The organism is Algoriphagus yeomjeoni (genome assembly GCF_049821175.1).
Taxonomy (GTDB): Bacteria; Bacteroidota; Bacteroidia; order Cytophagales; family Cyclobacteriaceae; genus Algoriphagus; species Algoriphagus yeomjeoni_A.
Genome location: NZ_CP187512.1, coordinates 3842481 through 3864792 on the forward strand (window position 1 = coordinate 3842481; position 22312 = coordinate 3864792).

The window sequence follows — 22312 nt, forward strand, 5'->3', positions numbered from 1 at the left end:
ACCGTGTTAAGCAGTAAAAATTTACTTTTCACCTCAAAACGATATCTCTGTCAGCATCTTATGAAATCGAGAGCTCAAAAGGAAAATAGCCTGATTGAAGGCTTTCTAGTGAGATTCCATAGGACCGTTGAAAAACAACTATAATCTTATGAAAGAAGAGCGGATATTAATCGTCGAAGACGATATCAGTATAGCAGAAAATATTCAAGAAATATTGGAGCTGCTTGGTTATGTCAATACAGACATTGCAAATTCTGCAAACCAGTGTATCAAAATCATTAAGAAATATCGCCCGGATTTGATATTTATGGACATCAAATTAAAAGGAGATAAGGATGGAATAGAACTGGGAGAAATCGTAAAACAAATGGTCGATGCACCTTTAGTTTACGTGACTTCTTATTCAGATCCCACCATCATAGAAAGAGCAAAAAGGATAAATCCAGCTGGATTTATTGTAAAGCCATTCAATACCAATGACATTCATGCCATTGTCGAGATTGTTCTCTATAACAAACGTACCAAACCTTCCACTGAAACTGCGGCAGTCAGTACTACTAGCGATAGCCCGTTTTTGGTAACTGATGCCGTTTTTATCAAAGCAGACAATGCCTTTGAGCGAGTATCTTATGAGGATATCTATTATGTGGAGGCAAATGGAAATATGGTCACTATTTTCACAAAGAATAGAGATTATAATATTCGTAAATCCATGAAGGAAATTGAGGAGATTCTTCCTTCACAACTATTCTTAAGAGTACAAAAATCATTTATTGTTCACCTAGGACAAATAGATAGCTTCAATACCAAAGAAATCACCCTTCGCTCTGGAGCAATGGTGCAAGTTGGCAGACAGTATTACAATAGTTTTTTGGCAAAATTGAGTACTATTACAGAAAGTTAGAAAAACAAAAAGGTGGGTTAGTACCCACCTCTTTCGATTAACCAATCAACCAAATCTACCCTTACGAGTATTTATTGTATGGGAATTTCACCCAGTAAGATTATTAGAGGACCGAAGCATCGGTCCTTATTTTTTTGAATTCAAAGGCATTTTCAGCGTCTGAATTTGAGTTGATGCCGTTATTGTAAGTTGGTTCAGTAAATTCAATAAGGGCAGTATGCTGAGCAAGATTTGTTTCTACTTTAGCTTTCCAAACAATGGTAATTGCCATTACGAAGCCCAATGCAGCACAAATGTTTTTTTGGGAAAATAGTGAAGTAATCATGGCAGTAATAAGTTGGTTTAATTTCTATACCAGCTATATTCCAAAAAATGACCCAAAATGAAAAATGGCCTCTAAATGCTTCTAGAGGCCATTTCTTATATTCGTACTGAACGATACTGAACACTGGTTCCTCGGGTACGGACAAATTATCGTACAAAAGGAGGTTACAATCTTAAAGGAAATTAAGAGGGAATTTTTAAGTATGTTCGGATTAATCGTTTCTAATTATAATCGAAATGAAAAGTTGCTCAATTAGAGAAGTTCATTCGCCAGATTCGCCAACTCAGATCTTTCGCCTTTTTCAAGCTTTATATGCGCATAGAGTGGATGATCTTTCACACGATCTATCAAATAGGATAAGCCATTAGACTGGGAGTCCAAATAAGGTGTATCGATCTGAAACACATCTCCGGTAAAGATAATCTTGGTGTTTTCCCCAGCTCTTGAAATAATCGTCTTAATCTCATGTGGAGTCAAATTCTGCGCTTCATCCACGATAAAGAAGATATTCGAAAGAGATCGTCCTCTAATATAAGCGAGTGGCTGAATAACCAATTTCTCCTGATTGACTAGCTCAGTGATCTTCTGAAATTCCTTATCGGTCTCCTTGTATTGATTTTGGATGAATTTCAAATTGTCCCAAAGCGGCTCCATGTAAGGATTCAACTTGGATTTGATGTCTCCCGGCAAATAGCCAATGTCCTTATTGCTCAACGGCACAATTGGTCTGGCCAAGAAAATCTGCTTGTATTCTCTTCTTTGCTCCAAAGCTCCGGCCAAAGCTAGTAAAGTTTTCCCCGTCCCAGCAACGCCTTGAATTGAGACTAAGCGGATATTAGGATTGGTGATGGCATGAAGAGCAAAAGTTTGCTCGGCATTCTTCGGTTTGATATTATACGCCAGCTTTTTATCCACTCGCTCCAAGATGCTCTCTTCGGAATTGTAGTAGGCTAATACTGAGTTCTTGTCGCTTTTTAGAATGTAGTAAGCATTTGACTTTCTTTTGCGGGTTCCCAATACGGTTTTTGCTTCGACATATCCTTGATCATACAACTTGTTGATATGCTCAGGGTCAATATTATCAAGTATATATTTTCCTGTATTTTCAAGCTCTACAATGTTCTTGATTTTCCCAGTCTCGTAATCTTCAGCAAGTAAATCAATTGATTTGGCCTTTAGGCGAAGATTTATATCCTTACTTACCAAGATTACTTTTCTGCCTTTTTCGTGCTGTTTTAGATACAAGGCGCAGTTTAGAATCTTGTGATCATTCTTTTCTTCACCAAAAATCTCGTTTGCATTAATCTGATTCTCCGGATTCATCAGGACCCTAAAATTCCCCCTGGTCTTCCCATTCAAGGGAGTCCAATTGTGAATCATATGATCCTGCGAAAGTTTATCCAGCAATCGGATGAATTCCCGTGCCTCAAAATTCTTGGTGTCGTTGCCTTTCTTGAATTGATCAAGTTCCTCCAGCACCGTGATCGGGATGACCACATCGTGCTCGGCAAAGTTCATAATGGAGTTGTGTGCGTAAAGGATCACCGAAGTATCCAGCACAAAGATTTTCCGATCTTTATCGGATTTGGCTCTAGGCATGCGCAGGTAGTGTAGTGGTACTGTGTGATTTAATTTAAAAAAATATTCGGGCTATTGACAAAGTTTCAATGAGAATTTATGGTTAATAAAATGTGACCATTCTCTATGCGGTTGACTATCAATTCAATAAAAAAAAGGCAGAATTTGTGGTTCTGCCCTTTTTGTAAAAATCCGTTTTTTTTATTCCAATAACGCGGCGATATCGTCTTGCCCCAAACTTTTCATAAAGCTTTCTTCCGTATTTATCAGCTCGCCAGCGAGAGCCAGCTTACGATCCTGAAGTGCCATGATTTTTTCTTCCACAGATCCTCTGGTGATAAATTTATAGATGATAACCTTGTTTTCCTGTCCGATTCTATGCGCCCTGTCAATTGCTTGGGCTTCCACAGCAGGGTTCCACCAAGGGTCAAGTAAGAATACATATTCTGCTTTCGTCAGGTTCAAACCTACTCCACCAGCTTTTAAGGAAATCAAGAAAACCTTGATGTCATCATTTTCCTGGAATTTCTCTACTTGCGCCTGACGATCTTTTGTGGTACCGTCAAGATAAGCGTAAGGAATTCCCTGCTCTTCTAGGTATTCTTTTACAATAGCCAAATGTCTAACGAACTGACTAAAAACAAGGACTTTATGGCCTTCGGAAATGGTGGACTGAAGCATATAAGTCACATCTTCCAGCTTACCAGATTCACCTTCGTAGTCATCTCTGACTAGTTTTGGGTGGTTGGCAATCTGACGAAGTTGGGTCAAGCCACGCAGCAAAGTAAACTGCTGATTGTTTCTACCTGTACTCTGTATATCTGAGATAATCTTCTCACGATAGTAGCTTTTCACCTCTTCGTAAACCTCCTCTTGGGCTGTAGTCATGTCGGAGTATTTCACATTCGTGATTTTTTCCGGCAAGTCTGTCGCTACTTGAGATTTTAGTCTTCTCAGGATAAAAGGCTTGATCATCGAATGAAGTTTGGCAGACTTACCTACATCACCTTGCTTCTCTATTGGCAGCAAAAACTGTTTCTTAAATGAATTCTGATTGCCAAGTAACCCTGGATTGATGAAGTTCATTTGCGACCAAAGATCCATTGTGCTATTCTCCACAGGAGTACCTGTCAAGATCAATTTTTGCTTACTTTTCAGTTGATTGACCGCTGCTGCTATATTACTACTAGGGTTTTTAATGGCTTGAGATTCATCCAAAATGATGTAGTTGAAGTAAAATCCTTTCAACACCTCTATATCTAATCTGGTGATGCCATAGGAGGTCAACACCAAATCATAATCTCCAAATCTCCACGGATCTTTGATTCGCTGAGTACCGGAATACACCAGGATTTTCAGATCTGGAGTAAACTTCCTAGCCTCTAATTCCCAGTTGTATATCAGGGAAGTTGGCATCACTAGGAGTGAAGTCAAACCAGGATTTTCTTCCATCTCATGAGCCAACAACGCAAGTGTCTGAACAGTTTTACCCAGACCCATATCATCCGCTAGGCATCCGCCGAACTTGAATTCATTTAAGAATCGAAGCCAATTATACCCTGCATGCTGGTAAGGGCGAAGTGTTCCATCGAATCCAGTTGGAAGATCATATTCTTCGATAGATTCAAAATCTCTCAGTCTCTCAAGCTTTCTGCTTAAGGTAACTTGGACAAGATTCCCGATCTCCATCTCTCTTGCCAGCGCCAAATGATGCTTGCGCAATACCATGGAGTTTTCATCACCACGGTCTTCCATGAAGTTGAACAGCTCGGAGTAATCCACAAACCAAGAGGCTGGAATCACAGCAATTTCACCGTTTGGCAATTCGAATTCTGCTTTACCTTGAAGTAAAAGCTTTCTCAACTTCGCAAAAGGCACCAAGTAAATTCCAAATTTGATTAGTGCTTTGACATCAAACCAATCAATGTTTTCATTGACTTCGATTGATATCTGTGCTTTTCCAATATTATAAACCTTGCCCTTAGCATTCGGCTTTTGGACAATTTTGATTTTCTCTATATCAAGGAAATCCTCGTTTTCGCCGATCCACTCAAAGGCTTCTGTTTTAGGTAAAGCATCTTTACCCATTTTGAATTCCAGACCTTGATCACGGAGTAATTTTAGATAAGCTTTTTCTTTCTGCGTACTTCGGATCGTCTTATAGAACGTGTAGGTGTCATCACCTTCTTCAAGGCGTACAGAAGCGCCGTGTTTTTCAGAACTAGGTGTCTGCACAGGGAAATCGATTTTTCCGTATTTAAATCTAAGCTCAAAAACGATCTTGTCTTCTTCTAATTTCTCTCCATCCTCTCCAAAAAGATTCTTTCCACCTCCACCAGGGAGATCAGAGATGTTGATAAACACTTCTGGAGTGCCACGCTCAATATTGATATCAAATCCCACAGACTCTACATCAAATTGAGAAATAAGATTAGCCATAAAGCCTTTATAGTAGCTTGGCTCAATTCTCTTATCGATGACAATGAATTTCTTATTTAAAAACGCCTTAAGTTTCTTTCCGTCAATCCCCTTTTCGAAGTGAAAAAGTTGCCCATTTACAACAAGCCAACCTGGTTCATTACTGATGAAATAGCCATTTTTATATTGCCAATCTAGCTTTTCTCCCTTGTATTTGATGGTAGGCCAGTAATGCGTGTTTTCTTCATTTTTATGAAAATGAAATAATACACTGGCCCGCTCAGCATTGACGATAATTTCTTTCCACACTGGATTTCCATCACTTCCCATTTCGAAAAGTCGCTTTCCGATGAGCAAGGGCATTATTTTCGAACGCTTCTTCTCAATCACCTCTTCTATTAAATCCTGTGTCTTTTTATCTTCCGTTTTAGGGTCAAAAATCTTCTCTAAGTATTGTTTTGGCCGGATATTTCCACGTTTGATAAAAGGCTTTACTACCACTTCAGGATTCATAGAATCCATGATTTTTATCAAATCATAATCCGTCTTATTCAAACCAGCGTCAAATTCACTCGCGTTTGCGGAGCTGATATTTTGATAGGCTAAAGAAAGTCTGCCTTGAGGGTCGATCTGAACTACAAAAGATTCAATAAGAAGTCCCAAAGACTCGTGGCTGTAAATAGAATAAACTATCTGAAAGGGCTTATCAGCATCTACTATCATATTATTGTCGGAATGACATAACTTCTATATAATTTGGGTTAAGCAAAAGAAGTCAAGTCAGGGTTAAGGATCCCAAAAAAGGGGAAAGCAAGTTGAAAATTACAAAAAATACAGCTCAATTACTTGATTTATGGCAATTATCTGGCTGAAAACATGAAAATCCTTCAAAATCACCAAAAATGATCTTGAAGGATTTTTATTAAAAGAGGTGAGTTTTTACTCAGAAACCTGGCCTACTTCTTCCTCTTTTATTGTGTTAGAAGTTTCTTCTTTTTCAGGAAAAAATCTTCCTTGAAAGATCAGAATCATCGCTACACCGACAAATATTGCAGCATCTGCCACATTGAAAATCGGCCAAAGGGCAGTGTAAGAACCGCCCCAGACAGGAAGCCATTCCGGCAGATATCCTTCCCATATGTCAAAGTAGAACATATCAACTACCTGACCATGGAACCACGGTGTAGAAGCATTGTAAGGCGCATTATTTAGCCAAACTCCGTAAAATACAGAATCGACTAAATTACCTATTGCTCCACCTAAGATCATCGCTATACATACTATATATAAGCTAGGCTGTTTTTTCTCTATGATATGATATAGATAATAACCTATCCCACACATCGCAACTAATCTAAACGAAGTCAGAAGTAGTTTACCATAATCAGATCCCAGCTCCATACCGAATGCCATGCCCGGATTGGTGGTGTAGTGCAGCTTAAACCAATCTCCGAAAATGGGAATCTGCCCTGGTGAACCAAAATCCATCTGGAAGTGAACCAGCATTTTTACCGCTTGATCTATCAGGATTACCAATAAAGCAATGCCAAAGTATTTCAGGTATTTATTCATTATATACGTTTTGCTATTAGGCTTTTTCTACCAAAACAGCTAGTTCAAAATCATCCATATCAAGTACCGTAGCTCCATCCAACGCAGGAGAAAGCTCCAGGTTTAGCGCTTGTACTTCGGTTTGGATGTATTCCCCGAAAGACTCTAGTGCATTTTTCACCAACTCATTATCATCTGCGATCTTGATGTTAATCTTGTCCTGAACCTCAAGGCCCATATCCTTACGTAGATTCTGGATACGGTTTACAAGATCCCGAGCCACGCCTTCTTGCTTCAATTCATCAGAAAGAGTCACATCTAGCGCAACAGTTACGCCCTGATCAGAAGCCACAGACCAGCCAGGAATATCCTGAGAAGTGATCAATACTTCTTCCAAAAGTAACTCTAAACTTTCGCCGTCCACATCTACAGAGATTTTTCCTTCTCGCTCGATTTCGGCGATTTCGGCTTGCTCCCATTTATTGATCGCTGCTACGACAAAACGCATTTTCGGACCTAGTTTCTTTCCAAGAACAGGAAGATTCGGCTTCACATTTTTCACCAAAATACCGGAAGCATCATCAATGAATTCGACATCCTTGATGTTCACCTCAGACTTGATCAATTCTGCCAAATGCTCGATTTGAGCTTTTGTCTTCTCTTTTAAGATAGGGATCAGGATGCGTTGCAAAGGCTGGCGCACTTTCATTTTTTCTTTCTTTCTCAGTGAGTGAACCAAAGAGGAAATTGTCTGAGCCAAGTCCATGCTTTCTTCCAGATCTTTGTTGATCAAACCTGCATCGGCATCCACCCAATCCGTCAAATGCACGGAAGATTTCGCCTCAGTTCCTGATTCAGTCAAGTTTTGGTATAACCAATCTGAGTAGAATGGTGCAAAAGATGACATCAACTGAGTAAGGGTTAGCAAAGACTCATACAAGGTTTCATAAGCAGCTTGCTTATCTGCATTCATATCGCCTCTCCAGAACCGTTTTCTAGCAAGTCGGACGTACCAGTTGGAAAGCTGATCCACCGTGAAACTCATGATCGCACGAGTTGCTTTGGTCGCATCGTAATTATCCATCGCTTCTTCGACTTCAGAAATTAATGACTGAAGTTTGGAAACGATCCACTGATCTAGTTCAGCACGCTCAGCAACTGGAACTGCCTTGGATTTGTCGTAGACAAAAGCATCCAGATTCGCGTAAAGCGCGAAGAAATTATAGGTATTCTGAAGTGTGCCAAAGAAGCGACGCTGCACCTCAGTTACCCCATCCAGATTGAATTTCAAATTATCCCAAGGATTGGCATTGCTTAGCATGTACCAACGCACTGCATCTGGGCCGTATTCTTTCAATGTTTTGAAAGGATCAACTGCATTGCCCAATCGCTTGGACATTTTGTTGCCATTTTTATCCAGAACCAGTCCATTTGCAATCACATTTTTGAAAGCCACGCTATCAAATAACATCACCGCAATCGCATGAAGTGTAAAGAACCAGCCACGAGTCTGATCTACACCTTCTGCTATGTAATCAGCAGGATAGTTCGCGTTGAAAATATCCTCGTTTTCAAATGGATAGTGCCACTGCGCATACGGCATGGCTCCAGAATCAAACCAAACATCGATCAAATCTGACTCACGGAACATTTTTTCTCCAGAAGCAGAAACCAAAATCACATCATCCACATACGGACGGTGCAGATCTAATTCCTTGCCTTCATAAGGAGATTTCTCCATGAAGCCTTTTGCGATAGACTCCTCAATTGCCTGTTCAAGCTCAGCGATAGATCCTATGCAACGCTCTTCTTTTCCATCCTCAGTTCTCCAGATCGGAAGCGGAGTGCCCCAGAATCGGGATCTACTCAAATTCCAATCCACAAGATTTTCCAGCCAGTTGCCAAAACGACCCGTTCCAGTAGCCTCAGGCTTCCAGTTGATCGTCTTATTCAGCTCGACTAATCTATCCTTGTAAGCGGTGGTTTTGATAAACCAGCTGTCCATCGGGTAGTAAAGTACCGGCTTGTCAGTTCTCCAGCAGTGTGGATAACTATGCTCGTATTTCTCAACCTTGAAGGCCTTATTTTCATTCTTCAGGATGATCGAGATGATCACGTCGGTGCTCTTGAAGTCCGCTGCGTTCTCATCATCCTCGGTATAGTTTTTCACAAAGAAATCATCCGCACCATAAACTTTATGTGCAGTGATTTCATGCTCAGCTACTTTCTCCATTAGGTATTCACCTACCATGGTGATGAACTTTCCTTGCTTATCCACAATCGGAAGGTCTTTCCCTTGCTCATCCTTTACAAAGACACCAGGTACATTATTTTGTGCCAACGTTCTAAAGTCATCCGCACCGAAAGCTTTCGCAAGGTGAACGATACCAGTACCATCTTCAGTAGTAACGTAATCACCCGAAACGACAGTGAATGCTGGATGAGGAAGTGCCAAACCAGCTATCGGGAACAATTGCTCGTATTCCCAGCCCAGCATAGTCTTTCCTTTGAATTCCTCGATTACTTCGAAAGGAATCAATTTGTCGCCGCCTTTGTAATCCTCCAATTTCAGCTCAGCTGCTTTTGGATTCAAGTAGGCGTTCATTCTGGCTTTCGCCAAAATCACAGTACAAGTATCGTATGTATAAGGGTTGAAAGTCTTCACTTTCACATAATCTAAGTTCTCACCGATTGCCAAAGCAGAGTTTGCAGGCAAAGTCCAAGGCGTAGTCGTCCAAGCTAGTATATAGGTGTTTTCCTGACTTTTCAGTTTGAACTGAGCAGTGATGGAAGTATCCTTAACATCCTTGTAAGTTCCAGGCTGATTCAATTCGTGGGAACTTAATCCTGTACCAGCAGCCGGAGAATAAGGTTGAATTGTATAGCCTTTATAGATCAGATCTTTCTCGTAAAGCTTCTTTAGCAAGCTCCAAACTGACTCGATATACTTAGGTTCAAAGGTGATGTATGGATCATCCAAATCCACCCAATAACCGATTTTCTCAGTCATCTCATCCCACTGATTCTTGAAACGCATGACCGTCTCACGGCACTTTTGGTTGTATTCTTCTACAGAAATTTTCTTTCCGATATCTTCCTTCGTGATACCCAATTCTTTCTCTACCTGCAATTCCACAGGCAAGCCGTGGGTATCCCAACCGCCTTTACGCTTCACTTGGAAACCTTGAAGCGTTTTGTAGCGACAGAAAACATCCTTAATTGCACGTGCCATCACATGGTGAATGCCTGGAGTTCCATTTGCCGAAGGCGGGCCTTCGAAAAAAGTAAATGTCTCCGCACCGTCACGGTTGGCTACTGATTGCTCGAAAATCTGGTTTTCTTTCCAGTACTTCAATACAGATTCCCCGATTTCGGGATAATCCACTTGTTTAAATTCCTGATATGTCTTCACTGTATCCTTTCTTAAGGGCAAGTAGGTGATAATTCAATTCTACACTAGCCTATTCCCACCCCATAACGGAGGCAAGCATATTTAGGCTGTTCTTTTAACGCTTTTCAAGAGTCTACACCCTCAAAAGCAGGCACAAAGATAGGAGAAATCCCCCTTTTTGGGAGGGTCAATTGGAAAAAATGGAAGGAATGCCTTACAAGCCAGCAAATAAACAAAAAGGCCAACTTACATGAACTACTCATTTTCCATTCCGAATCTTGAATCTAGACTCTTGGTTCTACCATCTTGATACTTAATTCTTGCTACTTGATCCTAATTTTCAAGTTTCATTTCATAGCTCACACTTCGCCCTCCACCTTGAGGCAAAAAGACGCCTAACTCTACTAAAGCCTGCAAATCCCGGGTGGCTGTCGCCTTGGAAGCTTTGGTAATGGCAATGTATTTTTTTGCAGTCATCCCTCCTTCAAAACCAGCTGGACCTTCTGCTAGCATGCGGTTAATCACTTTGGTTTGGCGCTCATTCAGTAGCTCCTTATTGCGATCGAAGAGTTTAACTTTCTGTAAAGTGAAATTGATCAATTGTTCTGCACTTAGCTGTGCATGGAAGACTGTGTCAGCAAAGTAATCCAGCCAATCTGAGATCTCATTGGAGCTTTGCCCACCTTTCAATGCATCATAATACTCCTTTTTCTTTTCTTCTATTGTACTGGAAAGACTGATCAATGTCGCGTGCCCCAAGCCTTGGTGAAGCGCTTTTTCTGCCAAAGCCCGACCGATACGTCCATTTCCATCTTCAAATGGGTGAATCGTTTCAAAATATAAATGCGTGATCGCAGACCGGATCATCGGATTGTTTATCGCATCGGTATTGCCTGGAGCAGTTTCGTTAAACCAAGAAATAAAAGCTGCCATTTCAGCAGGAACGCGCACTGAAGGTGGTGCTTCGAAATGCACGATTTCTTTCCCAATAGCTCCAGAAACCACCTGCATAGGGGAAGAATCCGCTCGCCATTGACCAGCTCGTACATATCGATTGCCTTCCATGAGCAGCTCATGCCATTCAAAAAGTATCTTTTCTGTTAAGGCTTGGGCAAATTCCGAACGTACTTTGATCATCAATTTTGCTATACCTTTTGCCCGCTGATCTTTGACGAGTAAGGGTTGCTCCTCATGGATTCCCAGATTCTTTTTGATGGAAGACATCACATCGGGGCGACTGAGAAATTCCCCTTCGATTTCGGAAGTTTTGATGGCTTCGACCACCATCATTTCCAGAAGCAGTTCGGTCTGATTTTCTTCAGACAAACCAATGAGCAAACCAGATAATTGCCCGGATTTCATAAGAAAATCAGGCAGTAGTTTTCCTGATTTACCTTCTTTGTAGGTAAATTTTGGCCAATCCGACTGTTCCCAATTATAACTCATGAGCCAAATATACAGCTTATTCGGCTCAAAAAATAAATAATTATGAGCCGAATAATCGATTTATTTGGCTCATGATAAGAAAAACCTCATATTTTGACACTTTTACACCAGACACATCTTCATTTGAATCCGACTGCTTAAATTTCCAATTCATACGACTTTACACCTTATTATGAAGCTTACTTATTTATTGGTTGGTAGCATGGCCCTAGCGTTTGCCTGCTCTTCCCCAAAAACTGTTGAAGAAACGGAAGCTCCAAAACTATCCGGAAATCCAATCTTTGAAGGCTGGTATGCCGATCCTGAAGGAATTGTCTTTGGAGACGAATACTGGATATATCCTACTTTCTCTGCTGGCTATACTGACCAACTGCATTTCGATGCCTTTTCATCTAAAGACTTGGTGACTTGGGAAAAGCATTCAAATATCCTTGATACAGCTGCGATCAAGTGGGCAAGGCAAGCTATGTGGGCTCCAGCGGCCATAGAAAAAGATGGGAAATATTATCTTTTCTTTTCCGCGAATGACATCCAGCGTCCAAGCCGCGATGGCTGGGATCCCAACAATGACATTAATCATTTCGGTGGGCTGGGTGTAGCAGTAGCAGATTCTCCTGGTGGACCATTTAAAGATCACCTTGGCGAGCCTCTACTTTCCGAGTTTCACAATGATGCCCAACCCATCGATCAATTTGTATTCAAAGATACTGACGGCACCTATTACATGCTTTATGGAGGTTGGAGTCACTGTAACATCGGGAAACTGAATGCAGATTTCACAGGATTCGAGCCTTGGGAAGATGGAGAACTTTTCCATGAAATAACCCCGGAAGGCTACGTAGAAGGACCTTTCGTATTTATCAGGGAGGGAAAATATTACTTCATGTGGTCTGAAGGAGGCTGGACAAATGACAGCTATAAAGTTGCTTACGCTATGTCTGACAATATCAATGGTCCCTGGGAGAGAATCGGGACAATCTTAGAATCCGATACCACAGTTGCAACGGGTGCCGGTCATAATTCTGTCATTCAAAAGCCGGATAGCGATGATTGGTATATGGTATATCATCGACGTCCAATTCCAAATGAAGGAAGAGACCATCGCGTGACAAGCATTGACGTGATGGAATTTAATGAAGATGGAACCATCAAACCGATCAAAATGACTTTCGAAGGAGTAGAGGCAAATCCTATATTGGAGTAAGCTTTTTTCAAAAAGCAATTTTCTAAATCCAGTTGTGAATTTCACAACTGGATTTTTTTATTCACTTTAATTGATAAAAAATATATATTTAAACTACTGAACGCCAACGGATAACTACACTTTTCTAACACAAGTTGTGACTCTAATGATCATGACTTATTCTTCAATTAAGATTAGTTTTTATGAAGCCTTTTCCGAAACTCCATTTATGGTTGCTTTTGCCATTTGTTATAACATTAATAGGGTTCCAAGCCTATTGGTCCGGCTTTAGTACAGCACCTTTTCATTGGCATCTCCATGGTCTTTCTGCGACTTTGTGGTACGTCTGCTTGATTATCCAGCCTTGGATATATCACAATCGCCCGATTCAGATTCATAGAAAAGTGGGAATGTTTTCTTTGCTGGTGGCTGGATTTCTCATTGCATCGGCTGTCAATATGATTTTGATCAGCTTGCCCAACATGAGTGAATTCTCACCGCTTTATCCAGTTAGGTACAGTCTTGCGTTTGTTGATCTGATTTCAATTACTGGCTTTACCTTATCAGTGGTTCTTGCCGTCGCTAATGCAAAAGATACCCAGTCTCATGCCCGTTGGATGATCTCAACGGTATTTTGGGTGTTAGCTCCGGGTACAGTTCGCTTTTCATTCATTCCATTGGGAGCCATATATCAGCCCAAGGAATTTTCTGATTTCCCATTTGAATGGACGGATATATTCATCTGGAATCAGGTTTTAATAATTTTGATAATACTATTTCTGATGATTAAGGATTACAGGAATCTCAAGAAAATCTACTTTTCTTATGCTTTAACTTTAATAGCAACTGTTCTTTTTATTCCAATCATCAATGGCTTGAAAGATGCCGCTTGGCTTAGGTCATTTTTTGACTAAATATGAGAGCTTGTCAAAAAAATAGCCCTGAAAATTAGTTTTCAGGGCTATTTTGATTTTGAACGCTTATCTCTATTCACAAGAAACTCGTATCATATTTAATAATTATAAAACAACCTTCACTTCCTTTTTCTCTCCATCTCTCTCATAACCAAGAAGCACTTCGTCCCCTTTTTGGAAAGAGCTTAGTGCTCTCATATAACTCATCATATCCACAATAGTAGAGTCGCCCATCTGAACTACAATATCTCCCTTCGTTAATCCAGCTGCTTCAGCAGGCTTGTCCTCAGAGACACCGTCGATTCGCATGCCTTTTCCATCATAAAGGTAATCTGGAACAACCCCGAGGGAAACTGTAAATCTTGGGGAATCTCCATTGCTGTCTTTCGTCTTTGTGAAAGCAAGTTTTGGTTCAGAATCCAATTGATCAACTAAACGATCAATGTATTTCACCACCAGTAATAAGCCATCGTAATTGATCAGTTCTGAATCATCAGAAGGCTTGTGGTAATCTTCATGCTGACCAGTGAAAAAGTGTAGCACTGGAACATCTTGCAGGTAAAAAGAAGTGTGATCCGAAGGACCAACGCCAGATTCAGAAGTCACCAATTTCAAACTATCACCATTTGCCAAATCCAATGCTGGAACGAAGCTTGGGCTAGTTCCAACACCATTAATAGCTAGAGTTTTCTCGGCATTCAATCGACCCACCATATCCATGTTGATCATATAATTGACTTGGGTAAGGTCGATGGTCGGGTTCTTTACGAAGTAATTCGAACCCCACAAGCCATTTTCTTCACCTGAAAATGCAATGAACATAAAGTTACTTTTGTGCTCTTCATGTTTTAGAATTCTAGCCAAAGCGACTAAAGCAGCTGTCCCGCTGGCATTGTCATCAGCGCCATTGTGGATTGCAGAATCACCGCGATGCAAAGACCCGTTTCCTCCCATTCCCAAGTGGTCAAAGTGGGCTCCAATCACTATCGTGTTTTCAGACTTGTTGTCAATGAAACCTATCACATTTCTTCCAGTCACACCTTCACCATCTGTTCCGATTACGGCTTCCTCATGCGGGTTGCTAGGCTTGGAAACGGTAAATGGTTGGAAATATTCGGCCGTTCCTTTAGGAAGTAAGCCTATTTCCTTAAACTCAGTCGCAAGGTATTCAGCCGCTTTTTGCTCACCTTCTGTGCCAATAGCCCGACCACCAAGATCGTCAGCTGCTAGATAAGTTACATCTTCTTTTAATCCAGCTTTTAATCTTTCGTCTGTTGGTGCAGAATCACAACTCCAAGTAAGTAATGTTACTACTACTACAGCTAGAGTATGTTTAGGTAGAAGGTTCATGCGTTTTATCATATTTCGTCAAAGATAATAAATGGTAACTTTGCGCAGCAATTCTAAAAATTCAATTTCATAATGAGACAAATCCTTGTTGCCTTGCTGCTTTTTTCTTTTGCCTGCAGCCCTAAAAATGATGTTCAAACAGAAATAGAAACAGCAGTACACTCTGCATCCGACTCTTTACTTTTGACCCCAGAGGAAATGAAGTATTTAAAGAATATCAAGCAACTGACCTTCGGCGGCAATAATGCAGAAGCGTATTGGTCATTTGATGATTCTATGCTGGTTTTTCAATCCGACTACAGCGAGTGGGGAGTGGAATGTGATCAGGTTTTCTATACAAATTGGAAAACCGACGATTTACAAAATAATGTTCCAAATCGCCTTAGTACCGGTTTGGGTAGAACTACCTGTTCCTATTTTCTTCCAGACAATAAGAGTATCGTTTATGCTTCTACACATCTTGGAGGTGAGAATTGCCCACCAGTTCCTGAGCCTAGAACAGATGGAAAATACGTTTGGCCGATCTATGACAGCTTTGATATTTTCACGGCGGATATGGACGGGAATATCATTTCTCAGCTGACTAACGAGCCTGGGTATGACGCTGAAGCCACTGTTTCTCCAAATGGTGATAAAATTGTTTTCACTTCTTTGAGAACTGGCGATTTGGAGCTTTATACAATGAACATTGATGGCACAGATGTAAAGCAGATCACTTCAGATTTAGGTTATGACGGAGGAGCGTTTTTCTCACCAGACGGGAGTAAAATAATATGGAGAGCATCGCGCCCATCTTCTGAAGAAGACGTCAAAGAATACAAAGACTTACTTAGTGAAGGTTTGGTGATGCCAACAAGCATGGAACTTTTTGTAGCAAATGCTGATGGAACTGATGTAAAAAAGATAACAGATTTAGGTAAAGCCAACTGGGCACCTTTCTTTCACCCATCTGGAGAAAAGATCATTTTTGCATCTAATCATCAAACTGAAAGAGGTTATCCTTTCAACCTTTTTATGATCAATTTAGACGGAACTGGTTTAACCCGCATTACACACGATGGCACTTTCGATGCATTTCCTGTTTTCTCAAATGATGGAAAGTACCTAGTCTTTTCATCCAACAGAAATAACGGTGGCACAAGAGACACCAATCTCTTTGTAGCCGAGTGGATAGGAAATTAACAATCGCCTGCAATCGAACACAGAAAGACCGTCACAATTGGCGGTCTTTTTGATTTTCTCCTTACTATTTCATAATTTTTAGCCTTAACTCGCCCAAAGTTACCTTTTTCAGTGGCTGAAACTCAGTCCAAATTCTTAATCCCTTTTTAAAATGAGCATATGAAATATTATACCCGATTGGTAATTCCTTTTTTGGTAACCGTAGGATTAGCATTCACTAAACTTTATTACGGTGGCATATCAAAAGATTGGGAAGGAATATGGTCCTACCTGCCACATATTAATACTGTGTTGATTATTTGCGGATTTACTTGGTGCCTTATTGTTCTGATGAAAATATTGAAGAAAATCTTTATCAGACAATACGATATGTCTGAAGAAGATAATTTAAAGGCTAGAAAAGTACTTACTCAAATCAATATTCTTGTCAAAGTTGCCAACTTCCTCATCGTTCTATTGGGCGTGGGGTTGATTCTTATTTCTTTCGAATCAGTAAGAAAAGTAGGTGTTGGTTTCTTCGCTTCGGCTGGAGTAGCAGGTATAATCATTGGTTTCTCTGCTCAAAAGGCAATTGGGACTTTAATCGCTGGTATTCAAATCGCCGTAACGCAACCCTTCCGACTTGAGGATGCTGTAGTTGTAGAGGGAGAATGGGGATGGATTGAGGAAATCAATCTCAATTACATTGTAGTTCGTATTTGGGATTTGAGAAGGCTGGTGCTTCCGACAACCTATTTTCTAGAAACTCCCTTTCAAAACTGGACTCGAACATCTGCAGATCTTCTGGGCTCAGTTTTTCTCTACACAGATTATACAGTTCCTTTCGATGAGCTTCGCAAAGAATTAGATCGGGTTTTAGAGACCACAAATTTGTGGGATAAAAAAGTAAAGGTGCTCCAAGTGTCAGATGCTAAAGAATTTACAGTGGAAACACGTATTTTGGTAAGTGCTAAAAATTCTCCTACAGCCTGGGATTTAAGGGTATACGTGAGAGAGAAAATGATAGAGTTTATTCAGAAAAATTATCCAGAAAGCCTGCCGAAAACTCGAGTGGAGATGACTCAAAAGTCTATGAACGATACATGATCTTGGTGTATCGATGTTTTGTTTTTAGGTTACAATTTCACCTAGGTTGCCTTTCCAAAAAGAAGAATTGGTGGTTGAGAGTTTAAATTTACCTTCGCTTAAAGGTTATAAAGCATCCAAATTCTTCAGATATTCTTCCGCCTGATTCATTAATTCTTCCTTATTTTTCAATTTATCCAGTGTGCGATAAGCCATTCCAATTCTCGGATTATTTTCCAACTTTTCCCTATTTCGATCATAGAAATGCCAATAGAGACTATTGAAAGGACATGCTCCTTCCCCAACTTTCTTGGTGTGGCTGTAAGCACAATGACTGCAATAATTACCCATTTTATGAATGTAGTTTGCAGATGATACATAGGGTTTGGTGCCAACAATTCCTCCATCGGCAAACTGACTCATACCACGTGTATTGGTGATTTCAACCCATTCGATAGCATCAATATAAACTCCCAGATACCACTGATCTACTTCATCAGGATGAATTCCGGCAAGCAAAGCAAAGTTGCCAATGACCATCAAGCGCTGAATGTGGTGCGCATAAGCAAGTTCTAAGGATTGTCCAATTGAATGGCTTAGACATTTCATTTTGGTATCTCCAGTCCAAAACCATTCAGGCAGCTTTCTTTGATGGTTGAAGAAATTCATGTTTGCGAAATCCGGCATTTTTGCCCAATAAATCCCGCGCATATATTCTCTCCAGCCTAGAATCTGGCGAATGAATCCTTCTGCCTGCGAAATATCAATTTCATCTTGGTGTTCTTTCCAGTAAGCTTCTACTTTTTGTACTACTTCCAATGGGCCAAGCATTTTAGTATTCAAGGCAAAACTTAATCTGGAGTGGAAGAGAAATGGATCCCAGGTGGTCAAGGCGTCTTGATAGTCTCCGAAATGGACAAGCAGGTGTTCACAAAAATGATCCAAAACTTCTATGCTTTCTTCCCGCGAACAAGGCCAGTCAAATGCATTTTCATCTATTTTCCCAATCGTTTTAACTTCAGCTTTTTGCACTATTTCAAGAATTTCGGAGATATCTTTTGGGTGTTTTTTTGCTTTGCGCAGCAAGCGTTTGTCTTTTAGAGCAAATCTGTTTTCATGGTCAAAATTCCATTTTCCTTGAAGTGGTTCTTTCCCATCCATGAGGATATTAAAATCCTTTCGCATTTGTCGGTAAAAACTCTCCATCACAAAGGTTTTCTTTCCCTGAAAGGAGTCCTTGACATATTCTCGCTCCGTTAAAAAATGCTCTGAATCTACTCCTCGGCACGGTATACCTAGATTTTTACCAATAGTTTTCAATTGCTCATCTAATCGATATTCGTCTGGCAATTGATATTCGAACTGGTCAAAGTTGTCTTTCTCTACAAAAGAATTGATCATTTCCTCCAAGTTTTGGCTATTGTCTTTGGCATCCAAACTGATATAAATTACTTGGTGTCCCTTGGTTTCAAGGTCCTTGGCAAAGTTTCTCATGCTCAGGAAAAAAGCAATTACCTTTTGAATATGATGAGGGACATAATCAGTCTCCTGTCGCATTTCTAACATCAAATAGGTGGTAGAAGAATCTTGCTCTTCAAACCAGGAATGCTGAGAGTTCAGCTGATCTCCGAGGATTAATCGTAGAGTTTTGGACATAAAAAAAGGGCTTTTTATAAACTAAAGCCCTTTTCACACTATTTTGTTTGGATCAATACTTGAAACAAGGCATGGAAGATTTCCTACCTGCACCGCGCTTATTGGTGGCAAGAAAGCTGTAGCGTATGCTGATCTCGTGTGCTCCGCCTGTGTTGGCATTTCCCAGAGAAGAAAGGGTGAAATCGTGGCTATATCCAACGTCAAGTCCTCCTCCAAGAGAAATTCCTACCAATCCTATAATTGCTTCATGGTTTGGGATTTCACTTTGCTGTACAGGAATTCCTCTATACCAAACGCCCAAAACTAAAGGCTGAATGTTCACTTGAGCTCCCATATCCAATTGTGAAAAAGAACCTTGATTTTTATAATTGAAGGCAAAAGTCAATTCTTTGGTGCCAAATTTTTGATTCAAGTATTCACTGGAGCTTCCTCCAGAAAGATCAAATTTCACACCTCCATGAGCAGAGATTTTCAGTGGTAATCTGCTGTTTGCTCCATCTAGAAAGGAAATATTCGGCTGTGTCAAATGATGTCCTGCAAGTCCAAACCAAAGGTTTTCATTATGGAAAACCATTCCGAAGCTATAATCCATAAATTGATGACTGATTCCGTCACCTAGACTTTCTCCGCTATTTCCCCCCACGGTGCCTGTTTGATCGTCGATTTGGCTTCCAAAAACTAGGTCTCCAAAGTAAGCATCCCTATCCATGTAACTTACTTGTCCACCCATTCTCAAAAATGATCTAAATCCTAATCTCATTCTGTAAGAATAAGTCGCTCCAATCTCAGTCGTGCTCAGGTTTGCCATACTTTGTTCGGATCTGTTGACAATTAGACCTACACCGCTGTTTGCGCTGAAAATGTAATGATCAGCATAGGCTGAATAGGAGTTGAAAGATTGATCTAGTCCAGGCCATTGATTTCTGTAGTTGACACCAATAGTTGTCATCTCTGAAGCTCCGGTCATAGCTGGATTTAGATACAATGGAGCTGCATAAAACTGTGAATATTGAATATCCTGGGCATTCACAGTTAGGCATAATATGCTCATGGCAAGCAGCAGATAAACGTTTTTCATATTCTATCTAATAAGGGTGACTCCTCCTGTTTGGGTGTTTTGCTTACTATCTTTGGAGGTGTAGGTGATTTGATATAAATAGTTGCCAGGGGGTGAATCCTGACCGTCGTGTGTTCCATCCCAGCCTTTAGTTTCTAAGCTTGAAGTGGAATAGATTTTCTCACCCCATGTATTGAAAATTGTCATGGAGAATTCGGTTACGGCTCTGAGTTTGGGGATAAACGTATCGTTCAGGCCGTCTCCGTTAGGGGTGAAAGCATTTGGTATGGTAATAAACTCTAGTGGGGCATTTACCTGGATGATATTTTTCTCAGTGCTGGAACAGCCATAGATATCATAAGCTGTAAGGATAACTTCGAAATTGCCTGCATTCTTAAATTTGTGAATTGGGTCTTTTTCTTTTGAGGCTTTTCCATCGCCAAAAGACCATTCCCAACCTATAAACTCTTCGGAAATGACACTTTCGAAGATGATTTCCTCGTCAACCTGAACTTCTGGTTCGCTGTTGATTTCTAACTTTCTATAGTCAAAATCAAGTCTTCCCGCCTTGTTGATTTGAGTTGGGAAATCTACTCTTACTTCAGTTTGAGAAGTGCAGCCTAAAGCGTCTGTTACTTGGACTTTTAGGCTACCGGAAGTGTTGAAGTTGATTTCTCTAGCATCATTTTCTCCTGAGCTCCAAGAGATTTTATATGGTTGAACTCCACCTTGTATTGATACCCAGGCCACTCCTGTGATCGTTCCGATAGTACAATCCACATCTAGCGCAGTTTCTATTCTTGCTTGAATTGGCTGAGCGTCCGCTATAGTAAATGATTTACTCACGGAACAGCCGCTTTCATCTGATACTAGAAGTTGATAAGTGCCAGCAGATAAATTCTCTCTATTTAATCCTGCAGTTGGATCGTCTAGCCATTTGGTAGTGTAGTTACCAGAATTACCTTTCACATTTAAGCGGATAACTCCTGAATTTGACCCGGTACAGGTAATGTCATTTTGCTCAATTAACTCTACTTCGAGAGCTGAGGCCGTTCCAATATTGAATTGCTTTTCGACAGTACAGCCTAGCGCATCTGTAACTGTAAGAGAATAATTTCCTGCAATTACATTGCTGAGCTTAGTAGAAGTCTGACCGTTGCTCCACTTATAAGAATATGGTGCAGTACCACCTTGAGTAGTTACTTGGATTTCTCCATTGCTTGTACCCACACAGCTTTCTGGTACTACAGTTTCTTTTAGCTGCATCGCGGTAGCTGCGTCGACTGAATAAGAAGCTTGAAATGAGCAACCGGTTTGGTCCGTTATTAAGACACTATAAGTACCTGCAGCAAGATTGGCGAGATTTTGGGAAGATGACCCATTATTCCATTTGAATGTGTAAGGTGCTTGTCCGCCTTTTATCTCCAAATTAATAGCTCCATTATTTTGGCCAGAGCAACTTAGGTTTTGAATAGCTTCAGCTACTTGCATTCCTTCTGCAGCAGCTTTGATCTCGAAGGAAGTGGTGACATCACAATTATATATGTCTGCAATCGTCACAGAATATGTGCCTGGTGCCAGATTGGTTGCTTCCCAGGTATCTTTCAGGCCATTACTCCATGTGATTTGGTAAGGCTCTCCTCTTCCTACTTTTACACTTATTTTCGCCGAACCATCTTTGCCAGATCCACAAGTTGCATCCGTTTTCTCCAGCGGGTTGAGAATAAGTGGATAAGGCGGCTGAACTACAATTCTTTCGATATGTACTTTGCCGACTGCATCTGTTATTTCTACAGTATAAGTACCGGCGAATAAATTGGTTCTGTCTTTAGTAGTCTGAAGGGTATTCCATCGATAAGTATACGGAGCAGTACCTCCTGTAACATCCAGGATAATATGTCCTTTTTCTGAATGGGAGCAAAGAGCAAGTTTTCCTGAGACCCCCACAGTAATTCCAACTCCTGAATTTGTCTCTACCCGATACTGGCTTGCAATTAGCTCTGACCCTTCAAATTTGGTCTGAGCTGAGGCAGATACATTGATCACTAAGCACCAAAAGAGGCTGAGTATCATTAGGCCATATGTAGAACATACCTTTTTCATGTAGTTTGCTAAAGTTGGAAGCTGGGTGACTTTTCAACTTTCTAAAATTGTCTTATAAATCAAGATTACTGCATTTCATTTTTAAGAATATTATTTTATGTAAGTCATATACAACAAAATGATATTCTTTATAATGGGGTGTATTCCGAAATAAGTATAGAATTATTCTTTTATGCAAGAGGCAGATAA

The 22312-nt window shown here is 40.5% G+C and carries 15 protein-coding genes; 5 read left to right on the top strand and 10 right to left on the bottom strand.

The genetic code is table 11. The features are described 5' to 3' along the window. Window positions 1-148 precede the first annotated feature (148 nt). The gene (locus tag ACPUEN_RS15525; protein ID WP_425636810.1) at window positions 149-904 is read left to right on the top strand and encodes a LytR/AlgR family response regulator transcription factor; all 756 of its coding nucleotides are present in this window, start codon (window positions 149-151) and stop codon (window positions 902-904) included. 103 nt (window positions 905-1007) lie between these two features. Here ACPUEN_RS15525 and ACPUEN_RS15530 read toward each other — a convergent pair whose 3' ends face one another. The 6 genes from ACPUEN_RS15530 to ACPUEN_RS15555 form a co-directional block, all read right to left on the bottom strand. Next, window positions 1008-1229: a hypothetical protein gene (locus ACPUEN_RS15530; RefSeq protein WP_425636811.1), complete on the bottom strand. Its 222-nt coding sequence runs from the start codon at window positions 1227-1229 to the stop codon at window positions 1008-1010. Between the two features lie 252 nt (window positions 1230-1481). Beyond that, window positions 1482-2828 carry a PhoH family protein gene (locus ACPUEN_RS15535; protein WP_425636812.1) on the bottom strand — a complete coding sequence of 449 codons (1347 nt, stop codon included), beginning with the start codon at window positions 2826-2828 and terminating at the stop codon, window positions 1482-1484. 180 nt (window positions 2829-3008) lie between these two features. Further along, the gene (locus ACPUEN_RS15540; RefSeq protein WP_425636813.1) at window positions 3009-5948 is read right to left on the bottom strand and encodes a DEAD/DEAH box helicase; all 2940 of its coding nucleotides are present in this window, start codon (window positions 5946-5948) and stop codon (window positions 3009-3011) included. 216 nt (window positions 5949-6164) lie between these two features. Beyond that, on the bottom strand, window positions 6165-6797 hold the full coding sequence (locus ACPUEN_RS15545; protein WP_425636814.1) for a lipoprotein signal peptidase: 633 nt from the start codon (window positions 6795-6797) through the stop codon (window positions 6165-6167). A gap of 16 nt (window positions 6798-6813) precedes the next feature. After that, window positions 6814-10188 carry an isoleucine--tRNA ligase gene (gene ileS / locus ACPUEN_RS15550; RefSeq protein WP_425636815.1) on the bottom strand — a complete coding sequence of 1125 codons (3375 nt, stop codon included), beginning with the start codon at window positions 10186-10188 and terminating at the stop codon, window positions 6814-6816. A gap of 312 nt (window positions 10189-10500) precedes the next feature. Next, window positions 10501-11613: a Fic family protein gene (locus ACPUEN_RS15555; protein ID WP_425636816.1), complete on the bottom strand. Its 1113-nt coding sequence runs from the start codon at window positions 11611-11613 to the stop codon at window positions 10501-10503. A gap of 172 nt (window positions 11614-11785) precedes the next feature. Between ACPUEN_RS15555 and ACPUEN_RS15560 the strand changes: the two genes are divergently transcribed. Both ACPUEN_RS15560 and ACPUEN_RS15565 read left to right on the top strand, forming a co-directional pair. Then, window positions 11786-12817 carry a glycoside hydrolase family 43 protein gene (locus tag ACPUEN_RS15560; protein ID WP_425636817.1) on the top strand — a complete coding sequence of 344 codons (1032 nt, stop codon included), beginning with the start codon at window positions 11786-11788 and terminating at the stop codon, window positions 12815-12817. Window positions 12818-12999: 182 nt separating this feature from the next. Beyond that, window positions 13000-13710 (top strand): hypothetical protein, encoded by a 711-nt coding sequence (locus ACPUEN_RS15565; protein ID WP_425636818.1) that lies wholly within the window; start codon window positions 13000-13002, stop codon window positions 13708-13710. Between the two features lie 105 nt (window positions 13711-13815). On the opposite strand, the gene ACPUEN_RS15570 is transcribed toward ACPUEN_RS15565, so the two are convergent. Continuing rightward, window positions 13816-15060, bottom strand: a complete 1245-nt coding sequence (locus ACPUEN_RS15570) for a M28 family peptidase (RefSeq protein WP_425636819.1) — start codon at window positions 15058-15060, stop codon at window positions 13816-13818. Between the two features lie 72 nt (window positions 15061-15132). Between ACPUEN_RS15570 and ACPUEN_RS15575 the strand changes: the two genes are divergently transcribed. After that, entirely contained in the window at window positions 15133-16242 is a 1110-nt protein-coding gene (locus ACPUEN_RS15575; protein ID WP_425636820.1) for a TolB family protein, read from the top strand. Between the two features lie 159 nt (window positions 16243-16401). After that, window positions 16402-17328: a mechanosensitive ion channel family protein gene (locus ACPUEN_RS15580; RefSeq protein WP_425636821.1), complete on the top strand. Its 927-nt coding sequence runs from the start codon at window positions 16402-16404 to the stop codon at window positions 17326-17328. Window positions 17329-17433: 105 nt separating this feature from the next. Here the strand turns inward: ACPUEN_RS15580 and ACPUEN_RS15585 are convergent, their stop codons facing one another. The 3 genes from ACPUEN_RS15585 to ACPUEN_RS15595 are packed head-to-tail and all read right to left on the bottom strand — an operon-like array spanning window position 17434 to window position 22123. Beyond that, a complete protein-coding gene (locus ACPUEN_RS15585; RefSeq protein WP_425636822.1) occupies window positions 17434-18963 on the bottom strand; it encodes a cryptochrome/photolyase family protein in 1530 nt (509 codons plus the stop codon). 52 nt (window positions 18964-19015) lie between these two features. After that, window positions 19016-20041 (bottom strand): PorP/SprF family type IX secretion system membrane protein, encoded by a 1026-nt coding sequence (locus ACPUEN_RS15590; protein WP_425636823.1) that lies wholly within the window; start codon window positions 20039-20041, stop codon window positions 19016-19018. Window positions 20042-20044: 3 nt separating this feature from the next. Continuing rightward, window positions 20045-22123: a gliding motility-associated C-terminal domain-containing protein gene (locus tag ACPUEN_RS15595; protein WP_425636824.1), complete on the bottom strand. Its 2079-nt coding sequence runs from the start codon at window positions 22121-22123 to the stop codon at window positions 20045-20047. Window positions 22124-22312 lie beyond the last annotated feature (189 nt).